The organism is Marinobacter sp. LV10R520-4, assembly GCF_002563815.1.
Lineage (GTDB): Bacteria > Pseudomonadota > Gammaproteobacteria > Pseudomonadales > Oleiphilaceae > Marinobacter.
On the sequence record NZ_PDJM01000001.1, the window covers coordinates 1,267,685 to 1,294,394 of the forward strand.

Consider the following 26,710-nt stretch of genomic DNA (forward strand, 5'->3'; position numbering starts at 1 on the left):
CTAAGCCCCCATTTGAGCGAGGTCCAGACGCTGACCACAGCGTGCGGCCAATGCCGAATCGTGGGTGGCCAGTATCAACCCACAACCACTGGCGGCTTGCTGGTGAAACAGCTCATCGACCACCTCAAGTGCTGTGCGGGCGTCCAGGCTACCGGTAGGCTCGTCTGCCAGTATCAGTGACGGGCGCATGGCAAACACCATGGCCAAAGCCGCGCGCTGGCGCTGACCGCCAGATACCTGGTCCGGGTAACGCTGCGCCAACTCGCCAATGCCCAGGCGCTTTAACCAGTCGCCGCAATGCTGGTCGCTTTGCCCTGCAAGCCTGGCCCGCAGGCGTACGTTGTCCAGCAACGACAGCGCCGGCATCAGGTTAGCTTCCTGAAACACCACGCCAATACGTTGGCGCCGCAACAGAGCCCAGCGTTGCTGATTTGACCCATTTGCGCTTGAATCCGCCGCAAAGTGCTCGCCGGCAATGCTCACCGAGCCGGCATCTGGCTGCTCCAACCCACACAGAATGTTCAGTAACGTACTTTTACCAGAACCGGAGCGGCCCATCAGCGCCAGGGATGCGCCCGGCGCCAGAGTCAGCTCAAGCCCGGACAGCACATTCACCGTTTGTCCGGCGCTGACAAAGTGCTTACCCAGGCCGCGTACAGTCAGTAATGGCTCAGTCATGCTGACTCCCTGGCCCACCAGGCCCTCAGTTGCTCAAGGTAAGACAGCAACGCCGGAATCACCAACAGCACCAGCAACGTGGACAAACCCAGACCAAAGGCGATAGAGGTCGCCATAGGAATCAGAAACTGCGCCTGCAACGAAGTTTCAAACAGCAGCGGCAGCAGCCCGCCAATGGTGGTCAGCGATGTCAGCAGCACGGCGCGTATGCGCTGGACTGCGGCTTCGTTCAGGGCGGCGTCAACGCTCAGCCCCGCTTTCCGCTGCTGGTTGTAAAACGACACCAGTATGATGGCGTTATTCACCACAATGCCAGACAGACCGAACAAGCCAAACAGTGACAAAATCGTTAATTGCATGCCCATCAGCCAGTGACCAAGAATGGCGCCCACCAAGGCAAAGGGAATGATCGCCATCACGATCAAGGGCATAGTCCAAGAAGCGAATACCCAGGCCAGAATGACGTACATCAGCACTACGCCGATAATCAGGCCGGTTTTCATATCGTCAATGGTTTCACGCTGGTCGGCAGAGCGGCCTTCAAAGCTGTAGCGCACGTTAAACCGGCTGCTGATCGCCGGCAGGGCTTCGGCCTCCAAGCTTTCGATGATGTCGCTGGTGGTGCTGACCTCTGTGTTCAGCGACGCCGACACCTCCACCGCCAGCTGGCCATCAGCGTGGCGCAGGGCCTCAAAGCCCTGGCGATGATCCAGCAACACCACCTGGGACAGGGGCACAAAGCGGCCGTCTGGCACCCGGATGGTTACTTGGGACAAAGTAGCCAGGCGCTCGCGCTGGTGGCGTGGCAGCTGAACCCGCACTTCCATTTCATCACGACCATCCTGATAAATCTGCGCTACCCGGCCATCAAACGCGGCCCGCAGCTGGCGCCCTAAATCGGTGGTGGTCAGGCCCAGGGCTTCACCCCAGGGGCTAACCTGATAAATCAATTGCTCGCGGCCCCAAGGCATGTCGTCTTCCACGTCCAGAACCCCTGGCAACACCGCAACGGCCTGTGCAAGCTCCTCTGCGGCACGCTTCAGGCGGGTGGCATCCGGGCCGGTCAGGCGCACATTAATATCACGGCCCGGCGGGCCGGCTTCACGTTCGGTAATGCTCAGGTTCTCTAACCCCGCCGGCAGCGACAGGCTCGCCCGCAACTCGCTGATAAATTCCGGATTGCGCACGCTGCGCTGGTCTGACGGCACCAGCTCGATCATCATCGAGCCCAGCTCTTCACCGTTCCGAGAACTGCCCCCAGCGCCCAGGGTACCGCCACGGGTAACCACCGAGTGCAATATCAGGTTGCCGCCCAATGCCTGTTCGGTAGCGTTAATGCTCTGCGCCATGTCGACCATAAACTGATCAACCCGGCGGCTGTCGGTGCCGGCCACAAAACTGGCGTTGGCATAGAGCACCGACGGCTCCGGGGTGGGAAAGAAGTTGAAACCAATGCGACCGCCGCTCAGCAGGCCAGCGGTCATGATCGCAACCGACAATGCCACGGCCAGAGTCAGCCCTCGGTGGCTCAGACTGAAGCGCGAAAAACGGCGGAAACGTCCTTCGCGGAACTGCTCGAAGCGGCGCTCAAAGCCGGCACGAAAACGCCCGACACCGGCCCCGGACGCCCGCAGCCATTTAACGGCCGCGTTGCGGCTGACAGGCTTCACTTTAGGGATAACAAAAGCGTGGCGCAGGTGAGCAGGCAGCACCACAAAACACTCCAGCAACGAGGCAATCAGCACACAAATCATCACCAGCGGAATATCGCCCAGAATATTGCCAATCACTCCGCCCACAATCAGCAGTGGCATAAAAGCTGCCACCGTGGTCAGTGATGACGCCAGCACCGGCCACACCATGCGCTTTGCTGCGCCTTCGGCGGCGGCCATAGACGGCTGCCCCATCCGGGCATGGGCGTCGGCGTCTTCGCCCACCACAATGGCATCGTCCACGATCACCCCCAGCGCCATGATCAGCGCAAACAGCGAGATCATATTGATACTTCCGCCCACCAACCATAATATCGCCAAAGCTGCCAAAAATGCGGTCGGAATACCAACCGCGACCCACAAGGCCACGCGCCCGGGCAAAAATAAATACAGCAACAACACGACCAGCACCAAACCCGTCAGGCCGTTGGATGTCAGCAGCGAAATGCGGTCATCCAGCAGTTGCCAGGTTTCGTCGTACACCTCTAGCTGCAGGTTGGGCGGCAAAGTGGCGCGGGTGTCTGCTAACCATTGTTGCAGCGCGTCGGCGGCCTCCAGCGAATCGCCATTTTCAGACCGCTGCAACTGCAGTTCCACTGCTGGAAAATCATTGCGAGTCAGGGTGAGCGGGCTGTCGCGGGATTCCTGGCGAATCGTCGCAATGTCCCCCAGCCGCAATTGAATACGGTCACCGCTGAGCAGCGGAATCTGGCCAAACTCTTCCGGGCTTCGGGCCTGTTCCACCGCGCGCAATTCGCGGGTGGCGTCTTGCTGGCCCAACAAACCGGCGGGTAAATCGCGGGACACTGCGGCCACGCGCTCGGCGATCTGTTCCAGCGACAGGCCCAGAGTTTCCAGCCGTTCTACCGGTACATCAATACTGATTTGCTGTTCTGGCAGGCCGCGAATCGATACTTTGTCGATACCGCGCTGTAGCAATTCGTCTTCAAAGCGGTAGCTTATATAGCGCAGTTCGTCGGCGTCTACATCGCCATACAGCAGCAGGCGCGCCACCGGCTCGTAGCGTTCAATTCGGCTCACCCGCGGCTCTTCAGCTTCTGCTGGCAGATTGTTGAATTCATCTACCCGCTGGCGGGTATCGTCTAGAGCCTGAATCGGGTCGGTGCCCTCCTGAAATTCCAGAGTGATGGAAGACACGCTCTGGGCCGACGTAGACGTCATCTTTTTCAGACCCTGAACGCTGCGCAGGCGCTGCTCCAGAGGGTTGGTAATGCCTTGTTCGATGTCTTCAGCAGACGCGCCACTCCAAACCACTCTTACGCTGACCACATCCAGCGCAAAGGTAGGAAAGAACTGTACGTTCATTCGGGTCAGCGCCAGCGCACCGCCCAGCAACATCACCAGCATGACCAGATTGGCCGCCAGCCGATGATGCACAAAAAAACCGGTTACGCCACGGCGCGGGGATGGTGTGCCGGAGCCGTTGCTTCCAGGCTGTTCCGTTGCGGGCCGCTCACTCACTGGCTCTGCGCTCCGGCGATGTCCACTTTCAGACCGCTCATAGCGTTTGGCAGATGGGTGGTGATAATGCGCATGCCCGCTTGCAGTTCGGCGCTGCGCACTAGCAGATTGCGTGCATCATCACCCTGGGCGTCGTTGCCACGGGCCTCGCCCACACGCTCAACCCGCAGGCGCTGCAGGCGTGAATCATCATCCACAGCGTACAGAGTGTCAGCGCCATAAAGCGCGCTATAAGGCACGCTTACCACCCTTTCCTGCTGCGGGCGCTGCAAGGTAACCGGCAGTAAACTGCCCGGGCGCAAGCCGTCCACCACTCCTTCAGCCACCAGTATCGCTTCGGTGCCGGCGGCGCTGCCGATACCGGCAAAGCGCACCAGAACAAATTCGTAGCGACCGTCTTCAGTCGTCGCTCTGAGCCGCTCACCACGGTTCAGGGCTTGCTGCAGTTCCCCAACAAACACATCGGGCACTCTTGCCCGCAGCTCAAGCCCCTGGCGCGGATACAAACTCAGTAACGCCTGATTTTTGCTAACGCGGTCGCCAGCGGCCACCTGCACATCGGTGATCACACCATCAAACGGCGCAATAACCTGCGCCCTGCCGGCATCCCGCTCGATACTCTGAAGGTTGGCGTTGGCGTTGGCCAGCCGTGCCTGCAGGCTGGCCAGGCGCGCAGGGTGCTCGGTCAGTGCGCGCTGGCGGGTGCTGACGGTGAGCTCGGCGCGGGCATAGGCGTCGGTAACGCCGTCTAAGGCTTCGCGGGAGGTAAGGTTGCGTTTAAGCAGAGACTCGTTGCGTTCCAGCTGGCGCTGCGCGCTGGCCAGAATGGACTGCTCACTTTTCAATGCACGCTGATCGTTACTGTGGCGCAGCCGTTCGGCGTCAATCTGCGCCTGCAAATCCGCCACTTCGGCTTGCGCCTGGGCCAGGGCTGGCGCCACATCGGCGTCATCCAGGGCCACCAGTAAAGTGCCGGCGGCAACCGCTTGGCCTTCAGACACCGGGCGTTGGGCGATCTGGCCTGCCAACGCCGCCGTTACGGTCAGCTGTTGCGGAGCCACAACCTGGCCATACAACGGCAACAGCGGCGTAGCGTTAATCAATTCAGCACTTTGCACAGCCACTAACCAGGCGCGCTCCTGGGCTTCAGCCTGAGCGGGCTGTGGGCGGGTCATTCGCAATACCATAAACACAGCAACGGCCAGCAGCAGAACAAGCCAGGGCAAAAGTCGTTTTATCATCGGGTAAAATTTCCTGTTTAAATCCACCGCCGCCGCGCCATGACATAGTACGACAAAGGCACCACAATTACGGTCAGAAGGGTAGACACAGCCAGGCCAAACACCAGTGATATAGCCAGGCCATTAAAGATCGGATCATTCAATATAAAGTAGGCGCCAACCATCGCCGACACGGCGGTCAGCGCAATCGGCTTGATCCGCACCGCACCGGCCTTTACGACGGCGTCTTCCAGACTCATGCCTTCGTCCAGCAGCTGGCGAATAAACACCACCAGTAATATAGAGTTACGTACGATAATGCCGGCCAGCGCGATCATGCCAATCATGCTGGTGGCGGTGAATTCCCGCCCCAAAAGAGCGTGGCCCGGCATAATGCCCATCAAGGTCAGAGGTATGGGCGCCATGATCACCAGCGGCAGCAAATACGAACGGAACTGGGCTACCAAAAGCACAAAAATCATGAAAATACCCACGCTGTAGGCCATGCCCATATCGCGGAAGGTCTCGTAGGTAATCTGCCACTCGCCGTCCCATTTCAGGGCACCAGCTTCGGGTAAGTCCGGCTGGCGAATAAAAAACTGCTCCGGCGCGTCTGCTTGTTGCTCCAGCTGGTCAACCATGGCAAACATACCGTAGAGCGGCGAATCGATAGCGCCTGCCATGTCCGCGGTCACGTAGGTAACCGGCAACAGATTCTTGTGATAAATCGCACCCTGCCAGTCTGCCTCACGAATGTCTGCAATGCTGGCCAGCGGCACCAGCCCGCCGTCGCGGCTGCGCAGATTCAACGACAGCAAAGCCGAGGGACGGGCTTTGTCGGCGTCTGACAGAATCACCCGGATGGGCACCGGATATTTGGCGTGGTCGTCGTGCAGATAACTCACACCACTGCCGCCCAGGGCAATTTGCAGCGCCATTACCACCTGCTGCTGCGACACCCCCAGGCGCGCGGCGCGGGCGCGATCGACCACCAGTTCCCACTGGCGGATAGGCGCTTCAAGCGTGGTGTCTATATCAACAAGGCCAGTCACATCCTGCATACCGGCGACCACAGAGCGCGCCAATGCCGCCCGCAGCTGCGGATCTACCGCGTAAATCTCTGCCACCAGCGGCGACAGCACCGGCGGGCCCGGCGGTACTTCCACAATTTTCACACTGGCGCCATAACGCTCGCCAATGGTGGTCAGCGGCTGACGCAGGGACTGGGCAATCATGTGGGATGGCTGATCACGCCGATCGCTACCGCTAAAGTTGACCTGAATATCGCCATGATACGGCTCAGAACGCAAATAATACTGACGAATCAGACCGTTAAAGTTGATCGGTGCTGCCGTGCCGGCGTAGGTCTGCCAGTTGTCGACGTCTTTTACCGTTTCCAGATAGTGGCCCATTTCCATCAACACTCGCGCAGTCACTTCAACAGGCGTGTCTTCGGGCATATCCACCACTACCTGCAGCTCGGATTTGTCGTCAAACGGCAGCATTTTCAGAATAACCGCCTGAAAAACCGGCAGTGCAGTCGCACCCAGAGTCAGCAGAATAACCACAGACGCCAGCAGGCCGCGACGCAAGCGGTGGTCCCCTAAAAACGGCCCCAGCACGTGGCTAAACAAGCTCAAAATACGGGGATTCACGCCTTCGGCCGAGCTTTCAGAAGAGCTGTCAGAAGCGCTGCCAGATTCGTTTTCCGGCTCCGCCGGCTCGCCTTTTCTGTGGCGCAGCAGGCGCAGGGCCAGCCATGGCGCCACTATAAAGGCCACAATTTGCGACAACACCATACCGGCCGACGCGTTAATAGGGATCGGGCTCATGTAGGGCCCCATCAAACCGCTGACAAACGCCATGGGCAGCAAGGCAGCCATAATGGTCAGGCTGGCCATGATGGTGGGTGTACCCACTTCGTCCACCGCCAGCGGGATAATCTCTTTGATCGGGCGGCGCGAGTTCTGGATGCGGCGGTTGATGTTTTCGGTAATCACTATGCCGTCGTCCACCAGGATCCCGATGGAGAAAATCAGCGCAAACAGCGATACCCGGTTCAAGGTGAAACCCCAGACCCAGGAAAACACCAGGGTTAGCAGCAGGGTAATCAATACCGCGATACCCACAATTAACGCCTGGCGCCAGCCCATGGCGACCAGTACCAACAGCACCACGCACAGGGTGGCGGATATCAGATCGGAAATCAGTTTGCGGGCTTTTTGCGAGGCAGTTTCGCCGTAATCACGGGTTACCAGCACCTGCACATCCGCCGGTAGGGCGCGGTTGCGCAACAATTCGATACGTTGCTGAATGGCGCGAGTGATGTCCACTGCGTTTTCACCCGGCTTTTTGGCGATGGCAAGGGTAACCGCCGGGAAGACTTGCCCGGGCTGGCCTATAAACGTCGAGTCGGTGCTTTTCTCAAGATCATTCTGGCCAGTGCTCTGATGAGCCGGGCCAAAGCCCGTCATCACGCTTTGGTCAGCAACCGTATTACCACGGCTGACGCTGGCGACATCCTCCAGATAAACTGCCGCGCCCTGATCCATACCCACAACCAGGCGGCGCACTTCATCTACCTGGGTTAGCAGCGTACCGGCCTGAATAGGGATCGATAAATTGTTACGGGTAATTCGGACTTCCTGAGAACTGCTGTTCGCCGCCAGCAGGGCCTGTTGCAGATCGTAAACGGTCAGGCCAAAACCGGCCAGCAGGGCCGGATCAAAACGGATATCCACCCGGTCGGGTATGCCGCCCACGGTGTAGACATCGCGGGTGCCGGGCACCCGCTTCAGGGCCACTTCCAACATGTGCGCAAGGCGAGTGAGTTCTTCGCCGCTGTGACCGTGTTGTGGGTCGTACAGGGTGAGCGTCATTATTGGCACGTCGTCAATGCCTTTGGGTTTGACCAAGGGCTGGCTGGCACCCAGGTTGGCGGGTAGCCAGTCCTGATTGGAATACACCTGATTGTAAAGCCGTACCAGCGACTCCTGGCGCGGTATGCCCACTTTGAACTGCACGGTAATCACCGCCTGGCCCTGGCGCGATACCGAATACACATGCTCAACGCCGACAATTTCACTCATTACCTGTTCGGCCGGTGTGGCAATGGCACTTTCCACTTCGCGGGCGCTGGCACCAGGAAATGACACCATGATATCGGCCATGGTGACATCAATTTGCGGCTCTTCTTCTTTGGGTGTAACCACCACCGCCAGAACACCCAGAATGACGGACAACAGCATAATCAGCGGGGTCAGGTGATTGTCCTGAAACAACCGCGCAATGGCGCCAGAAGGGCCAACCCTTGCGGCTGCCGAGGATGACGGGGCGAGCGGTAAAGGCTGGGAAGAAGAGCCCGAAGGCAGCTCCGGTGGTAATGGTTGGCTCACAGCGCTTGCTCCTGCGCTGTTGGCGATGACAGACGGAAGCTGCCCAGCAATTCTGCTGCGTTAACCACGATTTGTTCACCGGCGCTAACGCCCGCTAGTATTTCGATCTGGCCGTCCACTATTTTACCCGTGCGAACCTGGCGCAGCCGCGGAGTGCCATTGCCATCCAGCACGTACACGGCGCGCAGCTCGCTGCGTTGCACCAGGCTGCTGGCAGGCACCAAAAGTGTTTGCGAATGGCTGACCGGCACCTCCACTTTTACCAGCATTCCCGGGAACAGCGACCCATTGGGCTCGGTAAGTGCCATGCGCAGGCGAAAGGTATGGGTTTTTGCATTGGCGTAGGGGTAGAAGGTCATTTCGCCGGTTTTCAGTACCCGGCCGTCCGCCAGAGTAACGGTGGCCTGGCGCTCGGCGCGGGCGCTTGCCGCATAGCGTTGGGGCAAGTCCACCACCACCCGCAGCTGCTCCAGCGACAGGCCGCTTAAAAGGGCCTGACCGGGACTGACCGACTCACCAACTTCCACGTGGCGCTCGGTCAGAATGCCACCGTAAGGCGCTTCAACGCGGGTGTAACTCAGTTGTTCGCGGGCTTCGACCATTCCCGCATCGGCACGCTCGGCGCGGGCCTGGGCGCCGGCAAGGTTATTGCGGGCCTGATCAAACTCCTGGCCCGATACCAAACCTCGTTTATGCACGCTTTCAATACGGGCGAACCGCTGTTTCGCATCCGACAATGCGGCCCGGGCTTCGTTAACGGCAGCTTGCGCCTGGCTCACCCGAGCCCGCTGTTCGCTGTCTTCCAGCTGCACAATCAGATCGCCAGAGCGAACGGAATCGTCCACATCGAACGGCAGTTGCAGTACCTTGCCGCTGGTCTGGGCTGACACAGTGCTTTGCTGCACGGCTTCAATTACGCCGTCCAGCAGTACGGTATCGGCCAAAGCGCGGCTTTCTACCATTACTGTGGTCAGCTCGCCAGACAACAACTGCGCTTGCGCGCTTAATGTAAAACCCCACAAGAGCACGCCCACAACAGCGCCCACATATGCCCGCAACGGGCGGCTGATCAGCTGATTGTTCACCACCGGATACTCCTTGTTTCGCAGCTTGTTCAACCGCGAACGCCAAACTGTAAAAGTTATTAGTTAATAACCGGAGGTTATCAGAATACGACTCGTGAGGACACCGCAACCCGGCACAACTATGGCTATGGCTATGGCTATGGCTATGGCTATGGCTATGGCTATGGCTATGGCTATGGCCAACAAAAGCATAGCCCATGGCGCCAGCAACAACGGCACACGGCCGGCCATAAAAAACCCCGCGCACGGCGTTTCGCACCGGCACAGGGCAAAAATGGTCATCCACCGGCTATTAAGGCGGACAACCCCCAATTTTATGCACTACCAGCGTGCCGTTAACGCTGCCCGAACAGTACGCCCTGGTTCATTGACGCGAACCGCTTCCGGATTGAACGGGTCGCTGTTACGGCGGCTTACGTGGGGCGCCCAGGTGTTGTCAAACAGGTTGTCCAGCGCCCAGTTCAGGGTGAGGTAGCCGGTTAGTGGATGGCTGCCAGACAGATTGAATACGCCGTAACCGGGTGAGGTTCCAGCGGCGTCCAGGCCAGACTCCTCATCAATGCGGTCCTGGCGGCGAGCCAGCTGCCACTGGGCTTCAATGCTGTGACCGCGCTGTTGCCAGCTCAAGGTCTGGATAAATTGCAGCGGCGGAATTTGCGGCAGGGCTTTGTTGTCGTCGCGATTTTCACCGCGCACGACAGCCAACGCGCTGTTGCTGCTCCAGGTGCTGTCGCTCCAGCCCAAGTTGGCTTCCACGCCCAACAGGCGGGCGTCGATGTTTTTATAACGGGTATCTTTCGGCGTGGCTAGGTAACGCAGCACAAAATCGTCGACCTGATCAGCCCATACCACCGGCTTCCAATTCCACTGACCGCTCTGGCCACTGAGTTCCAGCTCCAGCTTATGATGCTTCTCGGTGTCCAGCTGCGGATTACCTATCCAACTGTCAGCCATCGTACTGCGAGCAATATAGCGCTCGGTCACACCCGGGCTGCGCACGCTGCGGCTGGCCGTCAGTGTCAGCGCCTGTTGCTGCGGCAAGCGCCATTCGGCACTGGCAAAGCCGCTGACGTTGTCGTCATTCGCTTTTACAGAATTTGCGCCGTACTCGCTTTGATACAACGCGGCCGGAGTGAGTCCCATGCCGCCGACTTGATCAGCTTTGGTGGCGTCCATTTCCACGCGGTCGTAGCGCAACCCAGCACCCACTTTGGCCGCCGAACCCAGGCGCATAAATGCTTCCGCGAACACACCAGCCCGCTCTCGCTCCACACCTGGCCACATCAAAGAAGCCGTCATCGGCATAGCGCCGTTCACATTCAGCAGAGTGGCGTCCCAATCGTTGGTTTCCACGTCTACCCCGGCGGCCCAGTCAACAAGGCTGGTAGGACTCTGGTCCAAAATGAAACGCAAACCCCGAGTTTGGGTGGTGGAATCTGTCTGCATTTTTTTCTTATCTGCGGGCAGCTGCCGCAGGCTGAAGTTATCCATGATGTGATCCACGTCGGCCTGCCAGGCCAGCAGTGACCATTCGCCCTTGGCCAAGGGCGCACCCAGTTCCAGGCGATACAGATCGGTATCAGTTTGCGGCGCGTCCATACCCGCACCGGCGTACTTCACATCGCTTTCTTCCTGGCGGCTGACCATACTTTTAATGTAAAGGCCGTTCTGTGCTGTCCAGGCCCCGTCAACTCGGCCTTCAGCATTTTCGTAGGCGCTGCGCACCTTGTTACCGCTGCCGTCTTCGTAATCATTGGCCTCGTCATAACCGCCAGACAGCCTCAGCCAGGCGTCGTCACTGCCTACCGCAGCCGCCGCGTTGGCCAGTTTGCCGTTACCGTTATCGGCGCCCCCCAGGGTGACCTGGCCGGTGGTTGCACGGCCATTAAATGTCGGATCGGCTGTGGTGGCAACGATTTGCCCACCCGCTACCGGCCCCCAGCGCAATGTCTGGTTATTGGTGCGCACCTGTAAGCTTGGCGCCAACGCCGAACTGAGGCGGCTGGTGGGCGGGTCCATACGGTTTGGGCAGGCGCCTTCCACACGAATACCGTCTAGTAGCACATCCACCCGCTCCCGGCCTTGGCCACGTATAATCGGCTCTAGCCCTCGGCCACCCATACGCGACAGAGAAACAGCCGGGTTACTGGTTAAACGCTGTATCGGTTCACTGGCCATGCTGGCCGAACCAACGGCAGCGCGTTGGCCTTCAGTTACCTGAATTAACAGCTGTTCGGTTTCATCTGCCTGTTGGCTATGGGCTTGCAGCGGTAGCAGAGTCAAGCCGCTCAATGTGCACGCAACCAGCCTGCCTAGTGGTTTTTTTCGCATTTTTGTTCCCATCCATCGGCGCATGTTCAAAATTTAATGCCAATATTACCCAGCTAGCCGCCAGCCCGCCTGTGGCACGTTGCCGCAGCCCAAAGGAGGTACCTCTTGCGCGCGTGCTAAGCATATATCTGAGAGAAACTCCATACGTATTTTCTTGCCATAACCCGTCGAATATGGTGGAATCGGTCCCCCCTTTTTTACATGTCCTTTGAAATTCACACCATTCAGGCCTTCTAAGGAGGTACTTATGAGCGCACGACTGGACGAAAAACTGGAACCCATTTTCCAGGATGTTTTGCACCGCAACCCGGGCGAAACCGAATACCACCAGGCCGTTCACGAAGTTTTGGAAACTCTGGGCCCGGTACTGGTGAAATACCCGGAATTCGCCGACAAAAAAATTATCCAGCGTATTTGCGAGCCGGAACGCCAGATTATTTTCCGTGTTCCCTGGCAAGACGACAGCGGCGAGATTCACATCAACCGCGCCTTTCGCGTTGAGTTCAACAGTGCTCTGGGCCCCTACAAAGGCGGCATGCGTTTTCATCCGTCGGTCTATCTGGGCATCATCAAGTTTTTGGGTTTCGAGCAGATTTTCAAAAACGCTTTGACCGGTCTGCCCATCGGCGGCGGCAAAGGCGGCTCGGATTTTGATCCGAAAGGCCGTTCTGATGACGAAGTCATGCGTTTCTGCCAAAGCCTGATGACCGAACTGTTCCGCCATATTGGCGAATACACAGACGTGCCCGCAGGCGACATTGGTGTTGGCGGCCGCGAGATTGGTTATTTGTTTGGCCAGTACAAGCGCATCACCAACCGTTATGAATCTGGTGTACTGACTGGCAAAGGCGTGGGCTGGGGCGGCAGTCTCGCACGCACCGAAGCCACTGGTTACGGTACCGTATTCTTTACCCAGCAAATGTTGAAAGCCCGTGGCGATTCCATGGACGGCAAGCGTGTGGTTGTGTCGGGTTCCGGCAATGTGGCCATTTACGCGATTGCCAAGGCTCACGAGCTTGGCGCTAAAGTAGTGGCCTGCTCTGACTCCGCCGGTATGATCGTGCACGAAGCTGGCATTAATCTGGACACACTGAAACGTTTGAAAGAAGTGGAACGTCGACGTATCAAGGGTTATGTGGAATCCCATCCAGACGCCAAATATATCGAAAACGGCAACATCTGGACCGTGCCCTGCGATATTGCCTTGCCTTGCGCCACCCAAAACGAGCTCCACGGCAGCGATGCTAAGACGTTGGTGGAAAATGGCTGTATTGCTGTCGCCGAAGGCGCCAATATGCCGACTACACCTGAAGGCGTTCAGATATTCCAGGATGCCGGCTTGATGTACGGCCCGGGTAAAGCCGCTAACGCCGGTGGGGTTGCCACCTCCGGATTGGAGATGCAGCAGAACGCCAGCCGTGATTCCTGGACCTTTGATTACACCCAAAGGCGCCTTGAAGAAATCATGATCGAAATCCATAAGAGCTGCTACGAAACCGCCGCAGAGTTTGGCGCAGAAGGCAACTACGTGCTGGGTGCCAACACTACCGGTTTCATCCGGGTGGCTAAGGCAATGAACGCCATGGGCGTGATATAACCCGTTGATATGATCAACCAACCTGCTGGCACTTCAGCCTTAACCGACCGGGTTTCAACCGGCCTTGACGGTTTGGATGAAGTGCTGGACAGCCTGCGCATTGGCGATAATGTGGTCTGGCGCGTCAGCGACCTGGCCGATTATCGCCGCTTCGTTACCCCGTTTATTGAATCGGCTACGGCCGCCGGTCGCCAAGTTATTTATCTGCGATTCGGTCAGCACTCCCCTTTGGTTGCCGACAACCCTGCCGTTAACACCATTGTTATTGACGCTCTGGGCGGCTTTGAAACCTTCACCAGCGCCATATGGCAGCTTATTGAAACCCACGGCCGCGGCGCCTTTTATATCTGTGACTGCCTCAGCGATCTGCTCAATGCATGGGCCACAGACGCTATGGTGGGCAACTTTTTCCGTGTGGTGTGCCCGCTTCTATTCCAGTTGGACACCGTGGCCTGGTTCGCGCTGCACCCCCAGCGCCACTCCCGCGCCACCTTGGACAAAATTCGCCGCACCACCCAGGTGATGATTGATGTGTATCGCCACGGCGATAACGTGCAAATTCATCCGGTGAAAGCCTGGCGGCGGCAGTCACCTACCATGTTCTTGCCCCATCGCGAGCACGACGGCCGCTTTACGCCGGTGACCGACAGCAGTGATGCTACCCGCTTGCAGGCTAGTCTGGAGCAAAGCCGCAGCAACCAACGGCCATTACTGGACCACTGGGACCGCCTGTTTCAACAGGCCAACGAGGCGTTGGCACAAAACGACCAAGACGCCATTGCCCGCTACCATCAGCTGATTTTACCGCTGCTGATCAGCCCCGAAGAACGCATGCTGGCCCTGGCCCAAAAGTACCTGACGCTGGCCGACTTATTGAACATTCGCAGCCGCATGGTGGGCACCGGCTTTATTGGCGGCAAGGCCACCGGCATGCTGATAGCCCGTGCGATTCTGCAAAAAGACGCACCGGCTCTGGGCAACCACTGCCTGGAGCCCCACGATTCCAATTACCTGGCGACCGACGCCTATTACGGTTTTCTGGTACATAACGGCTTGTGGCCGGCCATCATGCGCCAGCGTTCCGCCGCCGGATACCTGGCGGAAGCGGATACCCTGCGAGATGGCATTCTGGCCGGGGAGTTTCCGCTCGACGTTCGCAGCGAACTGGAACGTTTGCTGGATCACTACGGCCAATATCCGATTCTGGTGCGTTCCAGCAGCCTGCAGGAAGACAGTTTTGGCAACGCTTTCGCCGGGAAATACGACAGTGTGTTTGTGGTGAATCAGGGACCACCGGAAGAGCGACTGTTGGCTCTGGAAAATGCCATTCGCACCGTGTACGCGTCGTCTATGAGCCATGACGCCCTGGTGTACCGCCAGCAGCGTGGTCTTGACCAGCAGGAAGAACCCATGGCGCTGTTGATCCAGCGGGTGAACGGTCGCTTTCATGGCCAGTATTATATGCCCGATGCGGCCGCTGTTGGCGTGTCACGCAACACCTTCGCCTGGGACTCAGATATGGATCCGAAAGCCGGCATGGTGCGGCTGGTGATGGGGTTGGGCACCCGCGCCGTTGACCGAATTGAAGGCGACCATGCCTGCGTTATGGCGCTGGACTTCCCTACCCGCCAGCCGTTTCGAAACCCCGGTGAAAGTTATCGATTTTCCCAACATTTGGTAGACGTTCTGGACCTGCACAGCGGTGAACTGGTCACCCGCCCCCTGAGCCTGCTGACCGAACAAATACCCGATTTGCCCATGGCGCACCTGGCGGAGATAGACCGCGAGGCCAGCGAGCGAGCGCGGGAACTGAAATTGGCAGAACCGGTGTGGCGGCTGACATTCCGTCCACTGGTTCGCAACAGCGGCTTTGTGCCGCGTCTGACTAAACTGCTTAAAACTCTGGATGACGCCTACCAGCACCCGGTCGACGTGGAGTTTACCCTGCATCTGAACAGCCACGGCGAACCTGCCATCAACCTGGTGCAATGCCGGCCCCTGGCCACGCTGGGCGAAACCGGAGCGATCACCATTCCAGAAAACCTGGACCGTAAGCACACCTTGTTCCGTACCCAGGGGCATTTTATGGGCGGCAACATCAAACTGCCCATTCATCGAATTATTCGGGTGGATGCGGCGCGTTACTCGGTGCTGACGATCAGCCAGCGCCACGATCTGGCGCGCCTGGTCGGCACCCTGGTCAGGCAAACCCCCGAAAACCAGAAAGTGATGCTGATTGGCCCGGGCCGCTGGGGTACCAGTAGCCCCGAACTGGGCGTACCGGTGCGTTTCGCCGATATCGCACGGGTTGCTGTACTGGTGGAAGTGGCGGAAATGTCCGGTGACATGGTGCCGGACCTGTCTTACGGTTCGCACTTTTTTCAGGATCTGGTAGAAACCGGCATTGCCTACGCCGCACTGTTCCCCCAAGACAACCAATGCAGCTACCAGCCCGACTGGCTTGACAGCAACACCCAGCCTTTGAGCATCCCGGCCGAAGCTCCCTTATCTGCGTGTTTGAAATGGTACGATAGCGCCGACGCGCCGCTGCAACTGGCGGGCGACCTGCTCAGCCAGGTTCTAGTGTGCTACCGCCAAGAATGAATCAACACGCTAACGGGTAACCAACGCCCTATGGAATGGCTAACACTCTCCCAAACCGGCTTTCAAGGTGCCGCCCGCTATTTGCTGGGCATGCGCCTAGCCATAGTAACCATCATGTTACTGGCCATTGCCGTCACCGATGCTTTTATCACCTTGAGCCACCGCGCCCAGGCCCTTTTGGTGTGCCTCGCCTATGGCGTGCTGGCCACCCTGGCCTGGCTGTGGTTCACCCGTCGCCCGCCTCAATCCATAGCGCCGGTCACCATGACGCTTGGGCTCGATCTGTTGTTAATAGGCTGCTGGCTTTATAACACCGGGGGCTACACCAACCCACTGGTGTCATTGCTGTTGTTGCCACTCGCTATCGCCCTGGTATTGGTGCCCCTAAATCACGCCATTGGCCTGACCATAGGCAGTGTGCTTATATATTCCCTGCTAATGCTATGGCACCAGCCCATCAGCTCAGGCGCCGTTTCCGGCATGGCCCACGACCACGGCGCAAATTTGGCCCAGCTCCATCTGATAGGCATGTGGGTCACGTTTGTGCTGACGGCGGTTATTCTGGTGCTGGCGGTCGGCACCTTGGCGCACCAGTTGCGACGCCAGCAACTGCGGCTATCCCAAAGCCGGGAAACCCGCCTGCGAGATGAACAGATTATTTCGCTGGGGCTGTCATCCGCCGCTATTGCCCACCGCCTGGGTACACCGATGAACACGCTGACACTGCTGGTAGAGGAGCTTAAAACCCTGCCATCCGACGCTGACCTCAGCGCCGATCTGGAACTGATGTCATCGCAGCTGGCGCTCTGTGGCCAGCATTTGCAGCAGCTATCTGCATCCGCCATGCAGGCCAAGCTGTCGCAGCTGGAAACTCTGAGCCTGGAGCAGTGGCTACAACGCCTGCAGGAGTCCACAACCTTGCTCTGGCCAGAGGCAAACATACACTGGCAACGACCTTTTCCGGCGCTTAACGTGCAGGTAGATGCCACTCTGGACCAGGCCGTGCTAAACCTGCTGGCCAATGCCATTGCCGCCAGCCCGCAATGGGTTGCCGTCAGCGCACAATCCCCCGACTTAAATTTCGTAGAAATCATTGTGGAAGATCAGGGGGCCGGCCTGGCATCGGCGCTACTGGATTCACCCGGCGCAAACATTGTAGATTCGGAAACCGGCATGGGCGTTGGGTTGTTTTTGTCGAACGCCACCATCGGCCGCCTTGGCGGCAAACTGAAAGCGCGCCCAAATGGCACCGATGGGCGCGGCACCACCATGATCATCGAGTTGCCGGCCGCGGAGTATTCTTTATGAGTAATCAGATGGGTAGGCAGTCATGAGCAACCAGCCACTGTGGTTATTGATTGACGACGACGAAGCGTTTTTGCAGGTACTGCAACGCTCACTGTTACGCCAGAACATCAACGCCGCAACCGCACAAACGGCTCAACAGGCAATCGCAGCGATCGCCGACCAGCACTTCAGTCACTGCGTTCTAGACCTGAACCTGGCTGGCGAAAGTGGATTGCAGTTGCTGCCAGAGCTGCTGGACTACAAGCCAGACCTGGCCGTTCTGGTGTTAACCGGTTACGGCAGTATTGCAACCTCGGTTGAGGCGATGCGCCGCGGCGCCGTGAATTATCTGTGCAAGCCGGTCACGGTGAACCAGCTGATTGCGGGTTTTGAATTCTTGAACAAAGCTCCAGAGGTGCGGTCAGAACCGCCTTCGGTGGAGGAAATGGAGCGCGAACACATTCAGCGCGTTCTTGACGAGCACGACGGCAACATATCCGCCACGGCCAGAGCGTTGCACATGCATCGCCGGACACTTCAGCGCAAGCTGCAGAAGCACTCCCACTGGCGCAACTGAGCGTAAGCTTTGCGTTTATCACCACGCTTCGCAATCGTTTTTCCAAAAAATATATGATGCAACCAACTGCAAAAGGTAACCCTGTCAGGCTATGAAATATCCGCAATTCCCGAATCTGAGCGACAACTCACAACATCTTTCTGGCATCGCTCTGGTTGCGGCATTGAGCCAGAACACAGCCTTGTTGCTGGATGAAAACGCCCGAATCGTGTGGGCAAACACCGCATTTGAAAAAATAGCCGGGCGCTCCCTGGCCAGCGTAAAAGGCGCCCGCCCTGCGGAATTTCTGTACGGGCCAGGCACCGACATCAACAGCATACGGTTTATCCGGCGGCGCATGCTGCAGCGCACGCAGTTCGATATTGACCTGCAAGTCTATAACAGCGACAAACACCCGTTCTGGGTTCATTGCCAGTGCATTCCAGTGGGCGAGATCGAAGGCGTTACACCCGGCTTTATCATTATTCAGAGTGACATCTCCGCCACCAAGGCAGCCCAGCGTAGCCTGCGCATTGCCGACAGCATGTTCGAACAAAGCCGCGAAGGCATTCTGATCACCGATGAAAACAACGTCATTCTGGACGCCAACCCGGCGTTTTCACAGATTACCGGTTACTACCACGACGAAGTGATTGGCCAAAATCCGCGCATATTGAGTTCGGGCCGCCAATCTGCAGATTACTACCAGACTCTGTGGAATGCTCTGCTTACCCGCGGTTATTGGCGAGGCGAAGTGTGGAACCGGCGCAAAAACGGAGAAGAATATCTGGAATTTCTGTCAATCCAAAGGGTAAAACTAAGCGACGGTAACGGTTACTATCACATCGCATCCTTCTCTGACATTACCGCCCTGAAAAATCACGCCAAAGATCTGGAACGCGCCACCCATTACGATACCCTGACCGGCTTGCCCAACCGCCAGCTGGCCAGTCAGCGGCTTGAAGCAGCCTGCCTGCACGCCGCCATGCAGCAGCGACAGCTGTGGATAGTGTCTATGGATCTGGACGGCTTCAAAGCCATCAACCACCAGCACGGCGCTAATATTGGCGATCGCGCTCTGCGCATTCTGTCAGAAAGACTGGCCTCACAACTTCCGCCCGGCGACATTGTGGCGCGCGTGGGTGGCGACGAGTTTCTGCTGGTTATTCAGCGGCCACGCGATGAAAACAGCTGCCAGTACCTGCTGGACATTGTGCGCGAATCGATGATCATCAATGGCGACACCCTGAAGCTGTCAGCAAGCTTGGGCGTTACCCGCTATCCCGAAGACAACACCGACGCGGAAGGCCTGATTCGTCACGCCGATCAAGCCATGTACCTGGCCAAAGAAAAAGGTCGCAATCTGATTCACCAATTCGATCCACTGCTGAACGAGCACCTGCAAAAGCGCCGTGACCAGCTTACGGATATTTCCCGCGGCCTGGCCCAGAATGAATTCGAGCTGTTTTATCAGCCGCAAATCCGGCTAAATGATAACGCGTTAATCGGCCTGGAGGCGCTGATCCGCTGGCACCACCCCGAGCGAGGTCTACTATTACCCGGCGCATTTTTACCCGATGTTGAAAACAGTCATCTGGACGTACCCCTGGGCAAATGGGTCATCCACCGGGCACTGGAGACTCTGCAAGGCTGGCGCAAACAGGGGTTTGACGATATCGGCGTGAGTATTAACGTGAGCGCTACTTTTCTTAGCGACTGGCGTTTTCTTGAATTTATCGCAGCGGAGTTGGGTCGGTTTCCCGATCTACCAGCGCACCTGATTACCTTGGAAGTGCTGGAATCTTCGGCTTTGGACGACATCCATCAGGTGCGCCAGATGCTGGATTGTTGTCGTGAACTGGGTTTGACACTGGCGTTAGACGATTTTGGTACCGGATTCTCATCGCTAACCTACATGCGAACCCTACCGGTCAATATGATTAAAATTGACCGCAGTTTTGTCAGCGGCATGCTGGACAACCCGAACGACAAAGCGATTGTAGAAAGCATTCTGTTTCTGTGCCAACGTTTTGACCTCAACGTGCTGGCGGAAGGCGTGGAAACACCGGAACAGGCAGATATGCTAAAAACGTTAGGCTGCGACGGCATTCAGGGTTTCGGCGTGGCACGGCCCATGGCCAGCGATACAGTATTGCCATGGGTGCAGCGCTGGCAACAATGGCAACAATGGCAACAATGGCAACAATGGCAACAAAAGAATCAGTCCCTGACCACACACATAGCGGCCATTAACACCGCACGGTAGCAGCCTGACCACCCTTGCATTGATCTCTGGCAAAAAAGCCGCGGCTCAACGGTAACGGCGCTGGTCCAGAGTGGTCAGGCGGTCTGGGTGAAACACCATCATCCCGGTCACAAACGCACCATTGGCAAAGCCCTCCGGAATCATGAACAGGGGAAGATAGCTAAGGTATTCGTACACCAGCTCGGCAAAGGTGTACACGCCGCTGGTCCATAACATCAGACACATCACCACGCCGGCCACCGCCACCGCAATGGCCGAACCAAAAAATCCGCAGACAAAAATATAGGCAAAGAAATTGTTAAAGTCGCGGTGGCGCTCCCACAGCATGATGGCGTAACTGACCAGCGCAGGCACCATCACGGTTATCAGGCCATTGGCCGCAAACATGATCAGCGGTTCACGGCCGGTAATCACCGTAATCGCCAGTGCCAGCAAGCCGGCCAATACGGCCAGCCCCCAGCCCAACATCAGCGTAACAAGGGTGACGCCAAAGACGTGAATGGACAGCCCCGGTGAAATACCTGCGCGCAACTGCCACAAAAACCCAAGCGCCACGGCAGCGCCAAAAAAGGTGTGTTGCAACGAGGTGTCTTGCCGTAGTTTATGCCAGTCAACACTGCGCACAGCCGCCAGCAGAATAACGGCGAACAGTAAGGCCGTAATCACCCATTGGGTGGTGGAAAGCAGGTTTTCGGTCATACCCATATGTCTGGCCCGTCTGCGTCGTCAGCAGCGACCGGATACCCGCCGTGCTGATCTTTATCGGCTATGAATCATCGTTTTTGGCGCCAGTTACCAGCGCTTTCCAGCCCTCATGGGCGCTCAAAAAGACGCCCCCGCTCAAGTGCTGACAAAACTCCGTGCGTTTGAGCCGGTCCATCACCGGCCCTTTCACATCTGACATGTGCAGCCGCACGCCGGCATCTCTCAGGCGCTCATTAATCGCCTCCAGGCTTTCAAGCGCCGACGCGTCCACCAGATTCACTGCCGGACACACCAGCACCAAATCCGTCAGCTGTGGTTCGCGGTTCACAATGTCTAGCACCGTTTCTTCCAGGAATCGGGCGTTGGCAAAATACAGGCTCTCGTCCACCCGTAAAAATGTCACCGTCGGGCATACGTCTACTTTATGGCGCAGCACATTCCGAAAATGCTCGCTGCCTGGCACACGCCCAACCACGGCACAGTGGGGCCGACTGGTACGATACAGAAACAGCCCCAGAGACAAGGCCACCCCCGCAATAATGCCGGCTTCTACGCTGTGCCCCAGAGTCAGCACAATGGTAGCCAGCATGGCACCGAAATCCGTTCGCGAATAGCGGAAAGTGCGCCGCAGTGCCGGAATATCAATCAGTGTAGCCACCGCCACTATAATCGTCGCTGCCAGCGTGGCCTGGGGCAACCAGGCAATAGCCGGGGTCAGGAACAGGGTGGCCACCGCAATACCCACCGCCGTATAAATGCCGGCTGCCGGCGTTTCGGCACCGGCGTCAAAATTCACCACCGAACGGGAAAACCCGCCGGTTACCGGCATGCCACCAGAGATGCCAGAACCCAGATTGGCGGCGCCCAGGCCGATCAGTTCCTGGTCGGGGTCAATCCGTTGGCGACGTTTGGCCGCCAGTGTCTGGCCCACTGACACCGATTCCACAAACCCGACCACGCTGATCAGCAAAGCGCTGACCGCTAACTGCTGCCAAAGCGCCCAGTCGGCCTGTGGCCAGGTTAACTGTGGCAGCCCGGAAGGAACATGCCCCACCAGCTTTACTCCCTGGAGCTGCAACTGCCAGAACCAGGCCGCCAGGGTGGTCAACACGACCGCCAGAATGGGCGCCGTTTTTGTGGCTACATCGGCCAGCCGCGGCGCCACTCCCAACGCCAGTAAGCCAGGTTTAAGGCGAGTGCGGGCCAACACCAAAAACACCAGAGTACTCACACCCACCGCCAACGTGACCGGATTGATATCACTCGCCGATGCCCAGAGCGAGCGGCCTATGTCGAACAGATTATGACCTGACCCGGTTATGCCGAATACGTGCTTGAGCTGGCTCGCCGCGATCACAATGCCGGAAGCCGTGATAAAACCCGAAATCACCGGGTGGCTAAGAAAGTTGGCCAGAAAACCCAGGCGCAACACGCCCATCAAAACCAGCATCAACCCCGACATCAGCGCCAGCACAACGGCGCCCATTATGTACTCTGCGCTACCGGCCTGAGCCAAAGGCGCAAGCGCCGCCGCGGTCATCAGCGACGCCACGGCGACCGGCCCCACCGACAGGGTGCGGCTGGTGCCGAAAAGCGCGTATATCACCAGCGGCAATATGCTGGCGTATAAGCCGATATGAGCGGGCAAACCTGCCAACAAAGCGTAAGCCAATGACTGCGGTATCAGCATTACCGTCACAATCAGCGCGGCCACCAGATCGCTACCTGCCTGCTGGCGATTGTACTGTTTGCTCCATTGTAATACGGGCAGGTAACGGGATAGGTTCATCAGCAACTCAGAACAGGTTTAGAGGGATTTTCAAATAGGCCTGACCGTTTTCTTCCGCTGGCGGCAATTCGCCGGCGCGCATGTTGATCTGCACCGACGGCAGAATCAGCCGTGGCATATCCAGGGTGGCGTCACGTTCGTTGCGCATGGTTGCGAAATCCTCTTCGCCGATTCCGTTATGCACGTGAATGTTGTGCTCGCGCTGCTCCACAACGGAGGTTTCATGGGCGTAGCTCTCTCGGCCGGGCGCTTTGTAATCATGGCACAGGAACAGACGGGTGGTGTCTGGCAAGGCCAGAACCCGGCGGATTGAGCGATACAATACACGGGCATCGCCACCGGGAAAATCGCAGCGAGCGGTGCCGTAGTCCGGCATGAACAGCGTATCTCCCACAAACGCCGCATTGCCAATAACATAGGTCAGGCAGGCGGGCGTATGGCCGGGCGTATGCATAACCTGAGCCTGCAACTCACCAATAGCGAAGCTGTCGTTGTCTTTAAACAGCCTGTCGAACTGACTGCCGTCGCGGGCGAATTCCGATCCGGCGTTAAACGCCTTGCCGAAAATCTCCTGCACCTCGCAAATATGTGCGCCAATGCCGGTTTGCCCGCCCAACTGCGCGTGCAGATAAGGTGCCGCCGACAAGTGGTCTGCGTGCACGTGGGTTTCCAGAATCCACGCCACCTGCAAATTGTGCTCGCGCACATAGGCAATAATAGCGTCTGCACTGGCCGTGCTGGTGCTGCCCGCGGCGTAATCAAAATCCAGCACCGAATCAATGATGGCGCAGGCATTGGACGCAGGGTCTTGCACCACATAGCTGAAAGTATTGGTGGGCTCGTCAAAAAAATGCTGAACGGTTGGATTGGTCGTGGTCATCACTAAACTCCTTTCGAATTCGCAAACATCGAACCTGTGAATAGGCTCTAAGCATATACTAAGATGGAATATATAATGAAGTGCTGTTTTCTTCTAAGCAGCCGAGCTGACAGAAGAATGTTGCTGCACTGATTTTGGGGCTGATGAAAACCCCCTTAGCCAGCCTAGTTGTCCAATTGGCGATTTCGCCTAAATTCATATCAGATTGGGCGGTATGAGAGCAGTCATGCCACGTTATTCCGAGGAAAGTAAAGCGGCCGTGTTGAAGAAGTTGTTACCTCCGCAGAACCGCAGTGCCGTGTCGGTGGCCGCAGAGGAAGGCATATCGGATGTGACTCTGTATAGTTGGTTAAAACAGTGTCGACAACAAGGGGTGCCTGTGCCGGGTTATCGTAATGCTGGAGACGATTGGTCTCCTGATGCCAAGTTGGCCGTCGTGATCGAAACGGCTTCTTTGTTGGTACTGTCAAAAAAGCTCGAAGCCTTGTACGGCGAGGACCCGGACAGCGAGGACAACTGACACCGCTGACCGAACGTACAAGGCTTTTAAAGGACTATGACGAAGCTGTCGCCAGTGGCGCAGCCCGGTACAAAGCGGCCGATTTGATGGAGCTGTGGCGGAAGATCAACGTCCGCAAGCGGAGCGCGTTGTGCAGCCACACCAACTCACTCACGCTGAAGAAGCGGCCATCCTGGACACCTGCAATGAACGGGAGTATCAGAGCTTGCCACCGTCCCAAATCGTGCCTCGACTGGCCGACAAAGGGCTTTACTTGGCGTCGGAGTCCTCGTTCTACCGGGTACTCAAAAAACACCGGCAATTGAATGCGCGGCTGGCAGAACTGGGGATGTTGATGTCGCACAGCCGGCCCAGGGTGAGCAACGATAACCCGTACTCAGAGTCGTTGTTCAAGACGCTGAAGTACTGCCCGAAGTGGCCCGCCAAAGGCTTTAGATCACTGATAGCGGTGCGTGAAGCGGTTTATGAACGAGCAAAGAGTCTGAATCCCAGGCGTTGGGCTGGTGACATTCGAAACTGGGAAGTCGCCGGAGCCGTGTCGCTCAACCCTGGAAAATTGCAGGAAATTGAGCGCAATAAACAGGCTGCTTAAGTGCAGCTATATGGACAACTGGGTTGCAAATCACCGATTGTCTGCCTTTCCTTTTTTCATTCGCCTTAAATATCGCAAAGTATCACGAAAGCAAAAAGATAGTTACTGGAAGATTCAATTGCAATGGCGAAGCGATAGACGGCCAGATCGTTTGGGTTAGTATCTGTACTGTTTTCAAAGCTCATACTATTTTTTTCCATAGTTACCAACTTTATTATCTTGTTACCGACTTTATTATGATCCCACAACTCCGTTGCATTGTGGCAATTCAATTTATCTGCCACAATGCAATCTTATGAAATAAGTAAATCATAAATTAACCAAAATCAAGTGGGGAACTGTATGGCAACGCTACGCGAATACATGAAAATTAAAGAACAAATGCAGAAAATGGAAAGTGATCTAGCTGCTATTGAGAACAACGAGAGCTTCCAGAATGATCTGAAGTTTTTCAACGAACTTGAAACTCTTTTAGAAATTTATGATAAAACAAAAAAGGAAACTGCGGAGCTGCTTAACCCGTACCAGGCTGAAGACTCGGCAAATGATGCCTTTACCAAAAAAGCCCGGAAACCGAGAGAGCCAAAAACTTACAAAAACCCCGAAACGGGTGAAACTGTTACCACTGCCGGGGGGAATCATACGGTTCTGAAAAAATGGCGTTCTGAAAATCCAGATTTAGACGTTTCAGACTGGCTAGTAACTGAATAACTATTAATAACTAAAGAGAAATACAATGACCAAATTTATTTTTGCTTTAACCGCTACTTTACTTTTGACCGCTTGCGGAAGCAGCAATATAGAGCCATTTTTAGGTACATGGATTGAAGTAAAAGATAATGGTTATGAACAAATGACGTTAACTGTTACAAAAGATTCAAGCGACAAGGTGAATATGTTGCATGACCGAATTATTACTAAAACGAACGTAACGTTTTTAGTTAGTGACGAAAAATTAGTTGATTTAAGAAATGACCAAACTAAATTTGAGTTAGATGGCGATTATCTGGTAACTGTTGACGCAGACCCCACGCGATACCAGAAAAAGTAAAAACCCTATTTTTTAATAACTAACTGTGGGGACATAATAAAGGTGGTAACAAAGCCCGCTTGTAGGCCTTACAGATGAGCCGACATACCAGATCCCAAAGAAATAAAGTTGGTAACTTTAGCCATAAATGGCGATTTCAGTGCAGGCTACTCTGTGGCCTGTACTAATGATGCTGTTTGACGAAGTGACCTCTGCACTGGACCCCGAAGTCATCAGCGAAGTTACCAGCGTAATACGCGGCCTGTTCGATCAGCACAACCTGACCATGCTGATGGTAACGCACCAGATTGGCTTCGCCCGGGAAATCTCAGACCGGATCTGCCTGTTCTTTGATGGCAAGATTGAAGAGCAGGGGTCGCCAGAAAGACTGCTGGACAACCCCCAGAACGAACGCACTACCAGGCTTCTTACCCAACTCTCTCCCAGCTCTAACCCGACTCCAGTTAGACTTACAGGCGTCTTCCATTGTCATGGCGCCGGGTAAAAACGCCTTGATATATTCGTCAGGCGTTACGGTTGCCATCATTTCATCAGAGACCATGTAGTCCTTAAGGGCTTTGTTGAATTCGGCGCGGAAGGCGCTGTCTTCAGGGCGGAAACCGACACCGACAACCTGTTTTGCACGCCCTACAAACACCTCTGGGTCAGAGATATCGAAACTTTCATTCAGGTCTGCGACGTGCTTGGCGTCCAGCACGTTAATGGGCACGGCATCGGTACGACCGGCGTACGCTCAGGGTGGGCCTGCAGCAAAACCTAGGCGAATCGACTCTCCTTCCGAGATTCGATCTTCAAGCGTTTCAGCCTGAGCCATACCGGCCGAAACCATCACGCCCAACGCGTGGTTTTTGTCCATCGATTGTTAAATAATGTCACCAGGTTGCCTCGCTTTTATCTCATTAATGAGTCTGATGATTATGCCTTAGATACAGGTCCTGACATTTCTTAACCACCGCCAGC

16 protein-coding genes and 2 pseudogenes are annotated in these 26,710 nt (G+C 56.6%); 9 read left to right on the top strand and 9 right to left on the bottom strand.

Features of this window, described 5'->3' with window-relative positions:
• From ATG98_RS06000 to ATG98_RS06030, 6 genes are all read right to left on the bottom strand, one after another.
• Window positions 1-678 carry an ABC transporter ATP-binding protein gene (locus ATG98_RS06000; RefSeq protein ID WP_098422395.1) on the bottom strand — a complete coding sequence of 226 codons (678 nt, stop codon included), beginning with the start codon at window positions 676-678 and terminating at the stop codon, window positions 1-3.
• A complete protein-coding gene (locus tag ATG98_RS06005; protein WP_098422396.1) occupies window positions 675-3,872 on the bottom strand; it encodes an efflux RND transporter permease subunit in 3,198 nt (1,065 codons plus the stop codon). Before ATG98_RS06005 ends, ATG98_RS06000 begins: the two co-directional genes overlap by 4 nt.
• Entirely contained in the window at window positions 3,869-5,113 is a 1,245-nt protein-coding gene (locus ATG98_RS06010; RefSeq protein ID WP_098422397.1) for an efflux RND transporter periplasmic adaptor subunit, read from the bottom strand. Before ATG98_RS06010 ends, ATG98_RS06005 begins: the two co-directional genes overlap by 4 nt.
• Window positions 5,114-5,130: 17 nt before the next feature.
• Complete coding sequence (locus tag ATG98_RS06015; protein ID WP_218925841.1) at window positions 5,131-8,487, bottom strand: efflux RND transporter permease subunit; 3,357 nt, start codon at window positions 8,485-8,487, stop codon at window positions 5,131-5,133.
• Window positions 8,484-9,575 (bottom strand): efflux RND transporter periplasmic adaptor subunit, encoded by a 1,092-nt coding sequence (locus ATG98_RS06020; RefSeq protein ID WP_098422398.1) that lies wholly within the window; start codon window positions 9,573-9,575, stop codon window positions 8,484-8,486. Before ATG98_RS06020 ends, ATG98_RS06015 begins: the two co-directional genes overlap by 4 nt.
• Before the next feature lie 318 nt (window positions 9,576-9,893).
• Window positions 9,894-11,903 (bottom strand): TonB-dependent receptor domain-containing protein, encoded by a 2,010-nt coding sequence (locus ATG98_RS06030; protein WP_179888063.1) that lies wholly within the window; start codon window positions 11,901-11,903, stop codon window positions 9,894-9,896.
• 247 nt (window positions 11,904-12,150) lie between these two features.
• Between ATG98_RS06030 and gdhA the strand changes: the two genes are divergently transcribed.
• The 5 genes from gdhA (at window position 12,151) to ATG98_RS06055 (ending at window position 20,213) form a co-directional block, all read left to right on the top strand.
• Window positions 12,151-13,500: an NADP-specific glutamate dehydrogenase gene (gdhA, locus tag ATG98_RS06035; RefSeq protein WP_098422400.1), complete on the top strand. Its 1,350-nt coding sequence runs from the start codon at window positions 12,151-12,153 to the stop codon at window positions 13,498-13,500.
• Between the two features lie 9 nt (window positions 13,501-13,509).
• Window positions 13,510-16,104 (top strand): PEP/pyruvate-binding domain-containing protein, encoded by a 2,595-nt coding sequence (locus tag ATG98_RS06040; protein ID WP_098422401.1) that lies wholly within the window; start codon window positions 13,510-13,512, stop codon window positions 16,102-16,104.
• Window positions 16,105-16,134: 30 nt separating this feature from the next.
• On the top strand, window positions 16,135-17,412 hold the full coding sequence (locus ATG98_RS06045; RefSeq protein WP_098422402.1) for a sensor histidine kinase: 1,278 nt from the start codon (window positions 16,135-16,137) through the stop codon (window positions 17,410-17,412).
• A gap of 22 nt (window positions 17,413-17,434) precedes the next feature.
• Window positions 17,435-17,968, top strand: coding sequence for a response regulator transcription factor (locus ATG98_RS06050; RefSeq protein WP_098422403.1), 534 nt, complete (start codon window positions 17,435-17,437; stop codon window positions 17,966-17,968).
• A 91-nt stretch (window positions 17,969-18,059) separates the two neighbouring features.
• The gene (locus tag ATG98_RS06055) at window positions 18,060-20,213 is read left to right on the top strand and encodes a putative bifunctional diguanylate cyclase/phosphodiesterase (protein WP_098422404.1); all 2,154 of its coding nucleotides are present in this window, start codon (window positions 18,060-18,062) and stop codon (window positions 20,211-20,213) included.
• Window positions 20,214-20,258: 45 nt separating this feature from the next.
• Here ATG98_RS06055 and ATG98_RS06060 read toward each other — a convergent pair whose 3' ends face one another.
• The 3 genes from ATG98_RS06060 to ATG98_RS06070 form a co-directional block, all read right to left on the bottom strand.
• Complete coding sequence (locus ATG98_RS06060) at window positions 20,259-20,918, bottom strand: energy-coupling factor ABC transporter permease (RefSeq protein WP_098419972.1); 660 nt, start codon at window positions 20,916-20,918, stop codon at window positions 20,259-20,261.
• 61 nt (window positions 20,919-20,979) lie between these two features.
• On the bottom strand, window positions 20,980-22,707 hold the full coding sequence (locus ATG98_RS06065; RefSeq protein WP_098421753.1) for a SulP family inorganic anion transporter: 1,728 nt from the start codon (window positions 22,705-22,707) through the stop codon (window positions 20,980-20,982).
• Between the two features lie 7 nt (window positions 22,708-22,714).
• On the bottom strand, window positions 22,715-23,587 hold the full coding sequence (locus tag ATG98_RS06070) for an MBL fold metallo-hydrolase (protein WP_098422405.1): 873 nt from the start codon (window positions 23,585-23,587) through the stop codon (window positions 22,715-22,717).
• A 226-nt stretch (window positions 23,588-23,813) separates the two neighbouring features.
• On the opposite strand from ATG98_RS06070, the pseudogene ATG98_RS06075 reads away from it, so the two are divergent.
• From ATG98_RS06075 to ATG98_RS22240, 4 genes and pseudogenes are all read left to right on the top strand, one after another.
• A pseudogene (locus tag ATG98_RS06075) lies at window positions 23,814-24,699 on the top strand (transposase).
• A gap of 342 nt (window positions 24,700-25,041) precedes the next feature.
• Window positions 25,042-25,410 carry a histone-like nucleoid-structuring protein, MvaT/MvaU family gene (locus tag ATG98_RS06080; protein ID WP_098419975.1) on the top strand — a complete coding sequence of 123 codons (369 nt, stop codon included), beginning with the start codon at window positions 25,042-25,044 and terminating at the stop codon, window positions 25,408-25,410.
• Between the two features lie 25 nt (window positions 25,411-25,435).
• Window positions 25,436-25,750 (top strand): hypothetical protein, encoded by a 315-nt coding sequence (locus ATG98_RS06085; protein ID WP_098419977.1) that lies wholly within the window; start codon window positions 25,436-25,438, stop codon window positions 25,748-25,750.
• 166 nt (window positions 25,751-25,916) lie between these two features.
• Window positions 25,917-26,234, top strand: a pseudogene (locus tag ATG98_RS22240) (hypothetical protein); the annotation flags it as partial.
• Window positions 26,235-26,710: the final 476 nt, after the last annotated feature.

Coding starts and splice junctions, on each gene's coding strand:
- ATG98_RS06000 (WP_098422395.1), bottom strand. CDS start 678: ATGACTGAGCCATTACTGACTGTACGCGGCCTGGGTAAGCACTTTGTC.
- ATG98_RS06010 (WP_098422397.1), bottom strand. CDS start 5,113: ATGATAAAACGACTTTTGCCCTGGCTTGTTCTGCTGCTGGCCGTTGCT.
- ATG98_RS06030 (WP_179888063.1), bottom strand. CDS start 11,903: ATGCGAAAAAAACCACTAGGCAGGCTGGTTGCGTGCACATTGAGCGGC.
- gdhA (WP_098422400.1), top strand. CDS start 12,151: ATGAGCGCACGACTGGACGAAAAACTGGAACCCATTTTCCAGGATGTT.
- ATG98_RS06040 (WP_098422401.1), top strand. CDS start 13,510: ATGATCAACCAACCTGCTGGCACTTCAGCCTTAACCGACCGGGTTTCA.
- ATG98_RS06045 (WP_098422402.1), top strand. CDS start 16,135: ATGGAATGGCTAACACTCTCCCAAACCGGCTTTCAAGGTGCCGCCCGC.
- ATG98_RS06050 (WP_098422403.1), top strand. CDS start 17,435: ATGAGCAACCAGCCACTGTGGTTATTGATTGACGACGACGAAGCGTTT.
- ATG98_RS06055 (WP_098422404.1), top strand. CDS start 18,060: ATGAAATATCCGCAATTCCCGAATCTGAGCGACAACTCACAACATCTT.
- ATG98_RS06060 (WP_098419972.1), bottom strand. CDS start 20,918: ATGGGTATGACCGAAAACCTGCTTTCCACCACCCAATGGGTGATTACG.
- ATG98_RS06065 (WP_098421753.1), bottom strand. CDS start 22,707: ATGAACCTATCCCGTTACCTGCCCGTATTACAATGGAGCAAACAGTAC.
- ATG98_RS06070 (WP_098422405.1), bottom strand. CDS start 23,587: ATGACCACGACCAATCCAACCGTTCAGCATTTTTTTGACGAGCCCACC.
- ATG98_RS06080 (WP_098419975.1), top strand. CDS start 25,042: ATGGCAACGCTACGCGAATACATGAAAATTAAAGAACAAATGCAGAAA.
- ATG98_RS06085 (WP_098419977.1), top strand. CDS start 25,436: ATGACCAAATTTATTTTTGCTTTAACCGCTACTTTACTTTTGACCGCT.